This window comes from Metabacillus mangrovi (genome assembly GCF_009711125.1).
GTDB lineage: Bacteria > Bacillota > Bacilli > Bacillales > Bacillaceae > Metabacillus_B > Metabacillus_B mangrovi.
Window position 1 is genome coordinate 424,917 of the sequence record NZ_WMIB01000001.1, and the last position, 12,651, is coordinate 437,567.

A 12,651-nucleotide genomic window follows, 5' to 3' on the forward strand; every position below is an offset into this window, starting at 1 on the left:
AAAATTTACGAATCTTTATTTTTTCTCCCAAAAACAATCGCACTTCTTTCATATTCCACATCTTTCATGCCGGCTCTGAAATTGATCACGCGGGCAGCAGCAAAAAAATAATCTGAGAGCCGGTTCACGTACTTCAAAACGTGCAGATTGATCTCTTCATGCTTGTTCAAGGTCACAATTCGGCGTTCTGCTCTTCTGGCAACCGTTCTTGCCAGGTGAATAGCAGCGGCAGCCTGTGTTCCGCCGGGAAGAATAAACCGTTCAAGCGGAGGAGCCTCTTTGACATGAGCATCGATCCGCTCTTCAAGAAATTCCACCATCCCCGCATTTGTTTTATCCTTCCGCTTATCTGCACTGAGCACCGACGCAAGATCTCCGCCGCAGTCAAATAATTCATGCTGGATTTTTTCCAGTTCCCTGAAAAGATCTTCATACAGTTCTCCTTGAAGCAAAGCCATCGCCTGCCCGACTACAGCATTGAGTTCATCAAGGGTGCCGTAAGCTTCTACCCTGATATCATCCTTGTCCACACGTCCACCGATAAGGCTCGTCTGGCCTTTATCACCGGTTCTCGTATATAAATTCATTGTTCCCCATCCTCTCTATTTTCCATTTCAGGCAGATAAACTGTGAATGTGGTCCCCTCATGCATTTTACTGTGCACAGTGATGGAACCATGATGCGCTTCTACAATATTCCTGGCAATGGCAAGGCCCAAGCCTGTACCCGATCTTCCCCTTGTTCTTGCTTTGTCGGCCTTGTAAAACCTCTCAAAAACAAATGGCAGATCTTCCTCCGGTATCCCAAGGCCCGTGTCCTGTACATCGATGCGGAGCCCTTCATCTGCCAGACTGACTTTAAGCAGGACGGTCCCGTTTTCACCGGTGTGCCGGATCGCATTGTCAACCAGATTCGTTAAAACCTGCTCAACTTTATCCGGATCCAGCCAAAAGAATTCTTTCGTGAGCCGGATGTCCGTTTTCAGTTCGATCGCTTTTTCCCTGGCCATGCCCTGAAACTTCCGGGCTATTTTTTCTGCCAGTTCAGGAATAAGGACCTCTTCATACATCAAAGTGGTATGCCCGGCCTCCATCCTTGCCAAGTCGAGAAGCTCGTTTACAAGCCTCCCCATCCTTAATGATTCTTCATAAATGACCTTTGAAATCTCTTTTTTCTCTTCATCCGTACTGGCAATATCATCTACGATCGCTTCACTGTAGCCCTGCAGGAGAGCGATAGGGGTACGGAGTTCATGGGAAACATTGGCGATAAAGTCTTTTCTCAGCTTATCGTGGCGCCGTTCCTCGGTCATATCCCGGAGTACCGCTACGGCGCCCCGAACATAATCCTGATCATACAATGGACTCATGACCATCACCCATGTCCGTCCCTGAAGGGTCAGCTCGATAATCTGTTCCTTCTCTGCATGGACCACTCTCCGGAAAAGCTCTTGTGCTTCTGGAGGGAGCTCCTCTCCTGCCTTGATCTCCATCTCCTTTTCGTAATACCAGGCCTGCAGGAAACGTTCTGCAGGAGGATTGGTCACAAGTATCGCTCCATCTACGTTAAGCGTTATGACACCGTCCGCCATACTGCTCAAAATGCTGGTCAAATGCTCTTTTTCCTGATTCAGCGCATTAATGTTGTATTTCAGCTGTCTGCCCATCTGATTAAAGGCTGCTGCCAGTTCCCCGATCTCATCACCTGTAAGAATCGGCACTTTTTTATCAAACTTTCCTTTAGTGAGTTCGAGAGCTGCCTCCCTCATTTTCCGCAAAGGATAGGTAATGCGGGTTGAAAGAAAGAATGCGAACACTGTCGTCAAAATCAAGCCGACTGCTGCACCGATAAAAGTATACCGGGTTGTGCTGCCAGTGGCTTCCCTGATCGAGGAAAGAGATTTAGAGACGAACACCGCTCCATTTTTTCCTTCAGTGAGCCGGTAAGGCACTCCCTGCAGAAGAACCTTTTCTTCCCCGAACTCAGCATTCTCATCTGCTGTTATCGTTTTAATGGCTTCCCCTGATCCCTCAAGGACTCTTGAAAGCTCCGGATCTTTCTTAATGGTATCGAGAGAAATGTACGGCTGTTTAGAAGTTCCTTTTTCTGATGAATACCAGGTTTTCCCATTCTCATCTACAATCATGATCCCTGTTTCCTCATCCGACAGTTCAAGGGCAATTGATTTTGCGAGGGCAGGTGAATCTTTTACATCCTCATGGTTTTTCAAGATGCTCGATATTTTACCCGCGAATTGGGACAGCTCGATCTCCGTCTGGTTGGTTTGATAATTCTCGATAAATTCAAACCAAAGGATGGTCAATACGAGCAAAACAAAGGCTACGAGCAGGAGGATGGTTCCCCAGAGCTTGCCTACTACACTCCGCCAAAGCTTCATTCATTGCCGACCTCAAATTTATACCCGACTCCCCACACGGTTACGATCATTTTCGCTGCTTCCTGCGAAACTTTATTCAGCTTTTCGCGAAGTCTTTTCACGTGTGTATCCACCGTCCGCAAATCTCCAAAAAATTCATATTGCCATACTTCCTTCAGCAGCTGTTCCCGGTCATACACTTTATCCGGCGTTTTTGCCAGGAAGTACAGAAGCTCGTATTCTTTAGGAGTCAGACTGACCTCTTTTCCATCGGCTGTCACCCTGTGTGCATCATGATCGATTGTCAAATGGGCAAAAACGATCACATTTTTAGCTTTCGTTTCGGTTTTCAGGAAGCTTGTCGATGAAGAACGGCGCAGCAAAGCCTTTACCCTCAGAACGACTTCCCTCGGGCTGAAAGGCTTGATGATGTAATCATCTGTCCCGACTTCGAATCCCTGTACCCTGTTCGCTTCTTCCCCTTTAGCTGTGAGCATGATAACAGGCGTTGCTTTCTTCTCGCGGAGTCTCCGGCAGACCTCCACTCCATCGATGCCAGGCATCATCAAGTCAAGCAGGATCACTTCATAATCGTTGAGTAAAGCGAGCTCCAGGGCCTCATCCCCGTTTTCCGCTTCTTCTGTGGTGTACCCTTCTCTCTCCAAATACATTTTTAAAAGTCTTCTGATCCGGTCCTCATCATCCACAATTAAAATTCTTCCGTTTACCATTTCTTCCATTTTCGATTCCTCCCTGGTTAAAAGTTCGGTTATGTATACGTCCATCATACTAATTTACTTGCCGCTTCTGCAATAAACAGCGTGTCCAAAGGAAAAGAGGCCGGTACCAGCCCTGCCCCCTTTTATATATGATTATGATGTTAACACTAAACTACGCATAAGAATGAAGACCCGCGATGACCATGTTGACAAAAATCAGGTTGAACATTATGATCGCAAAACCGATGACTGCGAGCCATGCGGATTTTTCGCCATGCCATCCTTTTGAGAGTCGGAGATGGAGGTATGCCGCATAAAACAGCCAGGTAATAAGTGCCCAGACCTCTTTGGGATCCCAACCCCAAAAGCGGTTCCAGGCAATCTGCGCCCATATCATGGCAAAAATCAGGGCACCAAGCGTAAAAATCGGAAAGCCGATCGTCACAGACCGGTAGCCGATTTCATCCGTCAGATCCAGGTTCACCTTTTTAGTAAGCGGCTGAAGGACTGCCGCCACTCTTTTCCGTGCGATGAGACGGAACAGCACATACAGAATAGTTCCAGATATAACTGACCAGAGCACCGTGTTGAACTTGCTTCCATCGACAATAGCCGGCAGAGAGAACAGCGGTTTCATTGCTCCGTCTGTCATCAGCTTCCAATCATGCGGACCCGCTAGAGCAGGCAGATGATAAACCATGGACGCTTCTTTTCCTCGTTTATCCACCCAGGAAAATTCCGTCTCAAAGTTTGCAAGTCTGAAACCGGTCGTAATAAGAATGTATCCTACCGTTAAAATCAGGACAAACATGATCACTTCAAGCCAGAAGGTCTTTTTTGAAGGCTCGGACTGGTCAATATTCCTTACAAGGTATACGAGCCCGGCAATAAAGCTGATTGCAAGAATCGCCTGCCCAAGCGCAGCGGTTGTCACGTGAATATAAAGCCACTCACTCTGCAGGGCAGGGATCAACGGAGTGACATATCTTGGAAACATACTTCCATAAGCGATGATCAGAAGCACGACCGGCAGTGTAAAAAGCCCGATAATGGATACTTTATACATAAAATAAATAATGATAAATGCCAATACCATCATCATTCCAAAAAAGGTCGTAAACTCATACATGTTGCTGACAGGCGCGTGTCCTGAAGCAATCCAGCGTGTTATGAAAAAGCCAAGCTGTGCAGTGAACCCTGCGATTGTCACAGCTACCGCAGATTTTGCCCACCTGTTCGGACCAGCCGTTTTCTGGCGCTTGTCAGGGATGGATCCTCCGAATAAAAAAACGGCTGCCAAATACAAAATGAAAGCTGCATTAAGCAGCCCGCTGCTAATTTCCGCCAACTCCTACCCCTCCGGTCTGCATCTCGCTATTTTTTTGATCCCAAGGTGCCGGGAAGGATGTTCCCTCAACTGCATCCTCAACTTCCTTCTTTAAAGTAAACCAGTTCTTGTTTGTGTGCGCAGCAATATAAACCATGCCATTTTCCCGTTTCAGCCAGATTCTTCTGTGGTTCCAGTACATTCCCTGGCACACACCAATCATAAAAATCAATCCGCCGAGCGCAAGGATCCACAGCGTCAAATCTTTTTTCACAGATAGGAGAGACTGACTGACGGTTTCAACACCTGCAAATTTCATAGCCAGTTTGTTCTCGCCATTCGGCTCCAGGTTCATCTGAATTCCTACAAAACTCGTTTCCCCTTCAGGGTTGCCGGGCGACTTCATATTGAACACAAATGCCGGGTTGTTGGGAGCCCGCGATTTCGTATCAGGCCTGCCGTCTTCATTCATATAAAAATCCGGCAGGTAGCTTAAAATCGATACGTTATATCCTTCTCCCAAATCATACTCCGTTTCCGGCTCATCGAGGTTGACGGTAATCGGACCCATCGTTTTACCGGTTTCTTTAACGAGCAAATTAAACTTCAGCTCTTTCATGGCACCTGTGGAATAACTGTTCTGATACACACCGAAAGCCCCGAAGTGAAGCGGCTGGTTAACCTTGATTGAATCACGCTTTATTTCCTTCAGTTCAGGTTCTTCTCCAGGCAGGGACTGACCGTTTCTCTGATAGAGGACTACATCCGTCTGGAAATTTTTCGCCACATTTCCTTCACCGGCTTCACTGATCGCCTCTTTAAACACTTCTTTTTCGCTGCCGGATTCATACGATTCAACGATGAATCTCTCGTTTTTCAAAAAGTATTCGCCGCCCGTTCCCGGTATGGCGGATAGCTGCCCCTCTTTCAGCCATACCGTCTCATCCACATGCATCCCCGGCACAAATCTCAGCATGGCACCGATCAATACAATAATCAGCCCGACATGGTTAACGTAAGGACCCCATCTTGAAAACCGCCCTTTTTCAGCGAAAAGATTGCCGTCTTCTGTAAACACTTTGTATCTTTTTTTCTCGAGCCGCTGCTTCACTGTGTCCAGGCTGCTGTCTTTTTCCATCACTCTCTCACCGAACAGGCGCTGGCGCTTCATAAATCCTGTGTTTTTCGTAATGCCCTGCACATTAAGAGCCCTGTAGAGGGGAACCACCCTGTCCAGACTGGCTACGACAAGCGAGATCCCAAGTGCGGCCACGAGGGAAATATACCACCATGACCCGTACAGGTCATGAAACCCAAGCTGGTAATAAATCTCTCCCGGCACCCCGAATTCATCCTGATAATAGTCTTCAGGCAACACATTGGACGGTATATACTCCACCTGTGTAAAAATGGTTCCTACAGCTGAAGCTCCAAGCACCAGAACGATCAGCCAGATGCCCACTTTTACGGACGAAAAAAAATTCCAGACCTTATCGACCCACGTTTTCTGATACGTCTGTGATCTTCTGGCACTTCCATCATACCTCATATCCAGCAAGGGCCCTGAATGAGTGACCGGATTCTCATATTCCGCCAGCTGCTTGCCGCACGATTCGCAAAGCAGGGTTCCCGGAGGATTAACGTGTCCGCACTCGCATTTTACTTCTTCCATGCGCATGACTCCCTGTCTAAGGTTTAATTGATTCCATCATATCCCGTATATTCCGTTCAGTCAGCTGCCCTTTCACGATATCGGTAACCTTCCCGCTGCTGTCGATCAGATAGGTTGTAGGAAGCGGCTTAACCCCGTATTGGTCCAGAATCTGCCGGTCCTTATCGATGCCGATCGGAAACGATAGTCCATACTGCTTCGCAAAGCTTGAAACCGCAATATCCGACTCAGCAATGTTCACCGCAATAATTTCAACGCCTTGCTCTTTATAGTAGGAATATTGATTATCCATATACGGCATTTCTTTCTTGCATGGCTCGCACCATGTTCCCCAAAAATTCAGCAGTACACCCTTTCCTTTCAATTCTGACAGCTGAAGCCGTTCTCCCTTCAGATCCGTCAAAACAAAATCCGGAGCCGCACTCCCTACCTTCACTCTCTCCCGGTCCGCAAAAAAATTCGAATAGAGCGTATACGCCAGTGCCGCCGCAAGCACAAGAAGAATACTGCTCCTCAAAACAAGCCGCCTTCTTTTCCTCATATAAACTCCCCTGCTATGTATCTATTTCCTATTATTATATCACTACGAAAACGCTCCCAAAATCTTTTATTTGAAGGTTATGTGAAAAAAAGAAAAGCAGAGGGCGCTCGCTCATGCCGACTGGCACATTGGAGCACCCGACCGAGAGGGGTTTTTAATGGAAGTTCTGCTAAGGGCGCGGCGTCCTGCTGCAACGCAGAACTGACCCGCATCGTGCGGGCCCTCGACCGAGGGTGTGAAATGGGCCTGCGGCATAGCGCCCGGAGCTGGACAAAACTAGTGCGGAGACGGCTCAGATAAGGAAGTTCTGCTAAGGGCGCGACGTCCTGTCGCAACGCAGTACTGACCTGCATCGTGCAGGCCTCTGAAGGACGGTGGAGCTCTCGACCGAGGGGCGCTTTTTGCCCCGACCGAGAGAGCGAAGCGGCCGAAGAGCTAGCCGCCGGAGCCGGATGATGAGAAAAGCGGAGGGCGCTTCCAGTAAAGAAGTTCTGCTAAAGGCGCGGCATCCTGCCGCAACACAGAACTGACCCGCATCGTGCGGGCCTCCGACTGGCACATTGGAGCACCCGACCGAGAGGGGTTTTTAATGGAAGTTCTGCTAAGGGCGCGGCGTCCTGCCGCAACGCAGAACTGACCTGCATCGTGCGGGCCCTCGACCGAGTGTGTGAAATGGGCCTGCGGCATAGCGCCCGGAGCTGGACAAAACTAGTGCGGAGGCGGCTCAGATAAGGAAGTTCTGCTAAGGGCGCGACGTCCTGTCGCAACGCAGAACTGACCTGCATCGTGCAGGCCTCCGACCGAGAGGCATTTTAATGATGTTCTGCTAAGGGCGCGGCGTCCTGCCGCAGCTAAAAGCTGACATGCACCATGCAGGCCGATAAATAGAAAAAAAGAAATAAAACGGGGCTTTTCCAGGCTCCAAAGAGACATAAAATCAGTAAAGTTTAAATTTATGAAACAATGAATATTGAAAAGTCTTCGTATACTACAATAGCTTGCATGCCAGCAGCTTTATATCTCCGAAAAGAATGATTTATCTTCGAAAAAAATTTTTTATTTTCGAAATTTAGATTTTATCTTCGAAAGATAGGATATATCTCCGAAAATTTAGGTTTATCGATTATTCGCCTTCATTCGTCATTTTTTGCAGAAAAGAAGGCTTGTCTGTAGCTACTTGCTAAACTTACTGAATGATGTACACCCAGAAAACTCCTGCCAGTACAATTCTATAAATGGCGAAGGGAATCAAGCCCGCTTTTTTCAAGATGTTTAAGAAGGTAAGAACCGCGGCCATCGCTACGACGAATGCGGTCACGAAGCCTGCGGCGAACAATGGAATATCAGCCGCCTGCAGCACATTCAGGTTCTTGATCAGATCGAGTGATGCTGCACCAGCCATCAACGGGACGGCAATTAAAAAAGAAAATTCCGAGGCGGTTTTATAATCGGCCCTTGCGAGAAGGCCGCCTGAGATGGTGGAGCCGGCTCTTGAAAACCCCGGCCATACGGCCAGACATTGGAAGACCCCAATCGTCAGTGCCTGTTTGTACGTTAGTTCATCCAAAGTTGTGGCTTTCGGTTTCTTTTTCAGTTTTTCTGCTGCGATCATCAATACGGCACCGGCAATCAGTCCGGCCACCACATAGCTCCAGTGAAACATGGATTTAATGGTGCCGTAAAAAATCGCCCCAACAGCTACAGCAGGGAGAATCCCCAGTACAACATGAAGAGCATTAAACTTTTTTTCTTTTTTTATCAGGGGCTTCAGGTTAAACATAGACAGCAGCCTCCGCCAATAAAGGACAGCGATCGCCAGAATGGCCCCAAACTGGATGAACACTTCAAAGACCGGTTCGCGGGGATCCTCGCTGAAGCCGATGATTTCAGCTGTTAAAATAAGATGCCCTGTTGACGAAATAGGAAGAAATTCTGCAAGTCCTTCAATTAGTCCCATTATGATTCCGATAAGAATATCATTCATTTCCTGCACCTCATTTAATTTTTCCAGAATAATCCTCCCTTGCTAGTTATACAGGAAATAAACTCCAGCTTCAATACTGCAGAGGATTTTTTCAAAAAAAAGAAACGCCATCTGCGTTTCTCTGTTTTCCTGCTATATGAATTAGTACCTCTCGGAACCTACTTTACCGGTTTCCGCAAGTGCCCGCAGCTGTTTTACTTCATGCGGGCTGAGCTCTCTGGAGTCACCGGTGCCGAGTCCTCTCAGATCAAGAAAAGCGTAGGTCTCTCTTTTCAGCTTCAGGACCGGATAGCCCATCGCTTCAAACATGCGTCTTACCTGGCGGTTCCGGCCTTCATGGATGGTCAGTTCTACGATGCTTGTGTTTTTCTTTTTATCAAGGGACAGCAGTTTTGCTTTTGCAGGTGCTGTCGTGCCGTCCTCGAGCTTCACACCTTTTTCCAGTGTGCGCAGAATGCCCTTGTGCGGGATGCCCTTTACTTTTGCAACATACGTTTTGTTAATTTCGTATTTTGGGTGCATCAGCAGGTTGGCGAATTCGCCGTCATTTGTCATCAGAATCAATCCGGATGTATCATAGTCCAGCCTTCCGACAGGATAGATGCGCTCCTTAAATTCCGGGAAGAAGTCTCTGACTGTTTTTCTGTTTTTATCATCCTGTGCTGCAGATATGACACCTCTTGGCTTATATAATAAAAGATAAACCGGTACTTCCTTCTCTAAAGGAACCCCGTTTACTTCAACCTTGTCATTTCCGGATACTTTTACCCCGAGTTCTCTCACGGTTTTTCCATTTACTGTTACTCTTCCATCTAAAATCAGCTGCTCGGCATTCCTTCTGGAGGCAATGCCTGCGTGCGCAATTACTTTTTGCAATCGTTCCATGCTCTTCACCTCTTTGTACATCTTACTTGTTTCCATCCCATTAAACAAGCTTGCAAAAAAGAAAACCTGTGCAGACAGGTTTTCGGCAGTGGTTTATGAAAATAGGATCGAAACGACGACAATGGATGCTGCTACTCCGATCAGGTCCGCAAGCAGGCCGACTTTTAGTGCATCTCCCATTTTCCTGATCCCGACAGCGCCAAAGTAGACGGTCAGGATATAGAGGGTCGTATCTGTACTTCCCTGCATCACGGCAGCAAGCCTTCCTATAAACGAGTCAGGGCCGTTGCTGGCGATCAAATCAGTGGTCAGCCCGAGGGCCGCTGTACCGGAAATCGGCCGGATAAAAGCAAGCGGTACGATATCGGAGGGAACGCCGATTAACGAAAGAGCAGGCTTAAGCATATCCAGAAGGAATTCCATTGCGCCCGAAGCCCTGAAAATGGTGATGGCTACAAGCATTCCTACAAGGTAAGGAATGATGGAGAACGAAATCTCGATCCCCTCCTTCCCCCCTTCCACAAAGGCTTCATAAGTCTGAACTTTCCTGACTGTGCCCGCTATGAGAATCAGGGCAATGATCAGAGGAATTAGCCAGAGCGACAAGAGACTGATCCACTCCATCAGGCTTCACCCTTCCGCTTTCTTCTATAATAAAACCATCTGTCAATCAGCAATGCCCCTATAGCAGAGATGATGGTCGCGATCAGCGTAGGCATGACAATATCGGCCGGGTTTGATGATCCGTAGGAGATCCTGACTGCAATGACTGTTGTTGGAATGAGGGTGATGCTTGAGGTGTTGACGGCCAAAAAGGTAATCATGGACCGGCTGGCCGAATCCTTTCCCCCGTTCAGTTTTTTCAGCTCCTCCATCGCTTTAATTCCAAGAGGCGTTGCTGCATTCCCGAGTCCGAAGAGGTTGGCCATCGTATTCGAGAGGATGTACCCCATTGCAGGGTGATCCGGCGGCACTTCTGGGAAGATTCTCTTCACAGCAGGCCGGCACAGCTTTCCGAGAGCTTCAAGCAATCCTGCTTTTTCGGCGATCTTCATCAGCCCGAGCCAGAAAACGAGCACGCTGATCAAACCGAACGAGATCGTAACCGCATCCTTTGCCCCTTTAAATATCGCAGCATTCACCTGATCGATTGTGCCGTTGAATAAGGCGAATACAATGCCGATCACGATCATTGCCACCCAGATGTAATTAACCATCTGTATTTGCTCCAGACAGAGCAAAAAACATTTTTCTTAGTGAATCCCAAATGGACGCTTGCGGCTTTTTTACATTCCCGTTTTCATAATAAACCGGAACGTCCAGAATCTGCTCTTCAGCTGCAAATACCTTCAGCTGCCCGACGACTTGCGGAATTTTTTTGGCATCCTTCCAGCTCTTTAGCGGCTTTTGAAGAGTAACTTCTGTTTTCAGGGAATTTTTCTCGTCTTCTGTCAGAGGATAAAATACATCCCTTTGAATAAATGCTTTGCCTTTGTAAAAAGGATCCCCGAGAGAGCTTAACTCTCCCTTAGGCTTTATTTTAAACAAATCATAATGATCAAACCCATAGTTATACATTCCAATGTGATCGTTCCAATCATCTCCGGCATTGATTGTTACCGCGATCAAATCCAGACCGTCCCTGGATGCTGTTGTAACAAGTGTTCTTTTCGCTCTTTTTGTGTAGCCTGTTTTTCCGCCAGTACAGTAGGGATACAGCGCAGTCAGAAGTTTATTCTTATTCTTCCAGACGCGGTCCCACTTCTCAGAAGGATTGGGCGATTTATGTACCTCTGTACCGGATATCTCTTTAAATTCATCATTATGCATCGCATACTTCATGAGGTGCGCCATATCGTAGGCAGTAGAATAATGATTTTCGTGATCATCTAATCCGTGCGGGTTGGCAAACTCTGTCCCGCTCATCCCGATTTCTTCCGCTTTTTGGTTCATCTTTATTACGAAGCCTTCAAGACTCCCGCCTACATGCTCGGCAATCGCTACAGCAGCATCATTTCCGGAGCGGAGCATCAGGCCATAGACGAGCTCCCGCAGCTTGATTTTTTCTCCTGCCTGAAGGTAGATGGAGGACCCCTCTGTGTAGACCGCCCGTGAGCTTACGGTGACTTCTTCATCCATCTTTCCTGATTCAATGGCCAGGATCGCCGTCATGATCTTTGTGATACTCGCAATTCTTAATTTTTCATGTTCATTCTTTGATAGCAAAACCCTTCCGGTCGACTGTTCTATTAAAATCGCACTTTTCGCGCTGACGGCTGCTTCCTTTGAAACTTCGGCCTTTGCAGCTGCCGGGATCAGCAGGGCAAGTATCACTCCGGCTGCCAGTAGTCTTTTAATTGCTTTCATCCGCCTCCACGTCCCTTGTCCATATTTGTACAAGTGTATGCCGGGCAAAATCAAATATGCCAGAGCGCTATATCGGAAAATGGAAACAGAATCCTGCTTACAAACAAAAAAATAGAACCACTGGTATGAACTGAGAGGCTGAAGAAGAGGGAAAGCACGATCCGCTTTGATAGAAAAAGGGATTAGGAACGGATAAGCTGCCGGGTTAAGGGCGGCGCCGGAAGCCATCGGACAAAAAAAAACCCCTGCACCGGCAGGGATTTCTTTTATCTGGACTGCATCATTTTCGTCCTGTAGTCTGTTTCATAATATTCCAATTCTTCCCTCATCTGCTGGAATCGGCTTTCCAGATTGGCTACGAGACTGGACGCCGAAACGGGCACCTGCTGGCGGAATTTGATCGAGTTCTTCCCCGTGTAGGCTGAACGGCTGTCCTCATACCAGACATCATGTTTAGGCTGGAAAAATTCTTCTACACACTGATGATAGACTCTGTACAGAATTTTTTCCGCTGCGGCTTTTCTGAACGGCTCGGTTTGTGTGATGATGGTGCAGGCTTCAAGGCCTTCCTCGCAAAACACGGTAAGCCGGCGGAAGTTGCTCAGCAGTTCTTCGAAGAATTGCCGGTCTCCCGCTTCTTCCTCAAGCATGGATTGAATGGTAACGGCATTCAGGTACACAGTCAGATCTGCTACTGCCGAACTCAAGAATTCGGCTGTTTGTTCGGTTTGTACTTTCACCATTGAATTACCCAATTGATCCACTTCCTCTCAGAGCAA

The 12,651-nt window shown here is 47.6% G+C and carries 12 protein-coding genes; all 12 read right to left on the reverse strand.

What is annotated here, in order from left to right; genetic code table 11:
* Positions 1-5 precede the first annotated feature (5 nt).
* Entirely contained in the window at positions 6-587 is a 582-nt protein-coding gene (locus GKZ89_RS02275) for a cob(I)yrinic acid a,c-diamide adenosyltransferase (RefSeq protein ID WP_155110740.1), read from the reverse strand.
* A complete protein-coding gene (locus GKZ89_RS02280; RefSeq protein ID WP_155110741.1) occupies positions 584-2,398 on the reverse strand; it encodes an ATP-binding protein in 1,815 nt (604 codons plus the stop codon). Before GKZ89_RS02280 ends, GKZ89_RS02275 begins: the two co-directional genes overlap by 4 nt.
* Positions 2,395-3,117, reverse strand: a complete 723-nt coding sequence (locus tag GKZ89_RS02285; protein WP_155110742.1) for a response regulator transcription factor — start codon at positions 3,115-3,117, stop codon at positions 2,395-2,397. Before GKZ89_RS02285 ends, GKZ89_RS02280 begins: the two co-directional genes overlap by 4 nt.
* 151 nt (positions 3,118-3,268) lie before the next feature.
* The gene (ccsB, locus tag GKZ89_RS02290; RefSeq protein WP_155110743.1) at positions 3,269-4,444 is read right to left on the reverse strand and encodes a c-type cytochrome biogenesis protein CcsB; all 1,176 of its coding nucleotides are present in this window, start codon (positions 4,442-4,444) and stop codon (positions 3,269-3,271) included.
* Positions 4,431-6,095, reverse strand: coding sequence for a cytochrome c biogenesis protein ResB (gene resB, locus GKZ89_RS02295; protein WP_155110744.1), 1,665 nt, complete (start codon positions 6,093-6,095; stop codon positions 4,431-4,433). Before resB ends, ccsB begins: the two co-directional genes overlap by 14 nt.
* A gap of 16 nt (positions 6,096-6,111) precedes the next feature.
* Positions 6,112-6,636 carry a thiol-disulfide oxidoreductase ResA gene (resA, locus tag GKZ89_RS02300; RefSeq protein WP_155110745.1) on the reverse strand — a complete coding sequence of 175 codons (525 nt, stop codon included), beginning with the start codon at positions 6,634-6,636 and terminating at the stop codon, positions 6,112-6,114.
* Positions 6,637-7,822: 1,186 nt separating this feature from the next.
* The gene (locus GKZ89_RS02305) at positions 7,823-8,620 is read right to left on the reverse strand and encodes an undecaprenyl-diphosphate phosphatase (RefSeq protein WP_155110746.1); all 798 of its coding nucleotides are present in this window, start codon (positions 8,618-8,620) and stop codon (positions 7,823-7,825) included.
* Between the two features lie 141 nt (positions 8,621-8,761).
* Positions 8,762-9,505 carry a 23S rRNA pseudouridine(2605) synthase RluB gene (rluB, locus tag GKZ89_RS02310; RefSeq protein WP_155110747.1) on the reverse strand — a complete coding sequence of 248 codons (744 nt, stop codon included), beginning with the start codon at positions 9,503-9,505 and terminating at the stop codon, positions 8,762-8,764.
* A gap of 93 nt (positions 9,506-9,598) precedes the next feature.
* Complete coding sequence (locus tag GKZ89_RS02315) at positions 9,599-10,129, reverse strand: spore maturation protein (RefSeq protein WP_155110748.1); 531 nt, start codon at positions 10,127-10,129, stop codon at positions 9,599-9,601.
* Complete coding sequence (locus GKZ89_RS02320) at positions 10,129-10,722, reverse strand: nucleoside recognition domain-containing protein (RefSeq protein WP_155110749.1); 594 nt, start codon at positions 10,720-10,722, stop codon at positions 10,129-10,131. The genes GKZ89_RS02315 and GKZ89_RS02320 overlap by 1 nt, the downstream gene beginning before the upstream one ends.
* Positions 10,715-11,872 (reverse strand): D-alanyl-D-alanine carboxypeptidase family protein, encoded by a 1,158-nt coding sequence (locus GKZ89_RS02325; RefSeq protein WP_155110750.1) that lies wholly within the window; start codon positions 11,870-11,872, stop codon positions 10,715-10,717. The genes GKZ89_RS02320 and GKZ89_RS02325 overlap by 8 nt, the downstream gene beginning before the upstream one ends.
* A 266-nt stretch (positions 11,873-12,138) precedes the next feature.
* Positions 12,139-12,627 carry a YpuI family protein gene (locus GKZ89_RS02330; RefSeq protein WP_155110751.1) on the reverse strand — a complete coding sequence of 163 codons (489 nt, stop codon included), beginning with the start codon at positions 12,625-12,627 and terminating at the stop codon, positions 12,139-12,141.
* Between the last annotated feature and the right edge of the window lie 24 nt (positions 12,628-12,651).

Bases quoted from the DNA above. Each gene is read 5' to 3' on its own strand.
- GKZ89_RS02275 (WP_155110740.1), bottom strand. From the start codon at position 587: ATGAATTTATATACGAGAACCGGTGATAAAGGCCAGACGAGCCTTATC.
- GKZ89_RS02280 (WP_155110741.1), bottom strand. From the start codon at position 2,398: ATGAAGCTTTGGCGGAGTGTAGTAGGCAAGCTCTGGGGAACCATCCTC.
- GKZ89_RS02285 (WP_155110742.1), bottom strand. From the start codon at position 3,117: ATGGAAGAAATGGTAAACGGAAGAATTTTAATTGTGGATGATGAGGAC.
- resB (WP_155110744.1), bottom strand. From the start codon at position 6,095: ATGGAAGAAGTAAAATGCGAGTGCGGACACGTTAATCCTCCGGGAACC.
- resA (WP_155110745.1), bottom strand. From the start codon at position 6,636: ATGAGGAAAAGAAGGCGGCTTGTTTTGAGGAGCAGTATTCTTCTTGTG.
- GKZ89_RS02305 (WP_155110746.1), bottom strand. From the start codon at position 8,620: ATGAATGATATTCTTATCGGAATCATAATGGGACTAATTGAAGGACTT.
- rluB (WP_155110747.1), bottom strand. From the start codon at position 9,505: ATGGAACGATTGCAAAAAGTAATTGCGCACGCAGGCATTGCCTCCAGA.
- GKZ89_RS02315 (WP_155110748.1), bottom strand. From the start codon at position 10,129: ATGGAGTGGATCAGTCTCTTGTCGCTCTGGCTAATTCCTCTGATCATT.
- GKZ89_RS02320 (WP_155110749.1), bottom strand. From the start codon at position 10,722: ATGGTTAATTACATCTGGGTGGCAATGATCGTGATCGGCATTGTATTC.
- GKZ89_RS02325 (WP_155110750.1), bottom strand. From the start codon at position 11,872: ATGAAAGCAATTAAAAGACTACTGGCAGCCGGAGTGATACTTGCCCTG.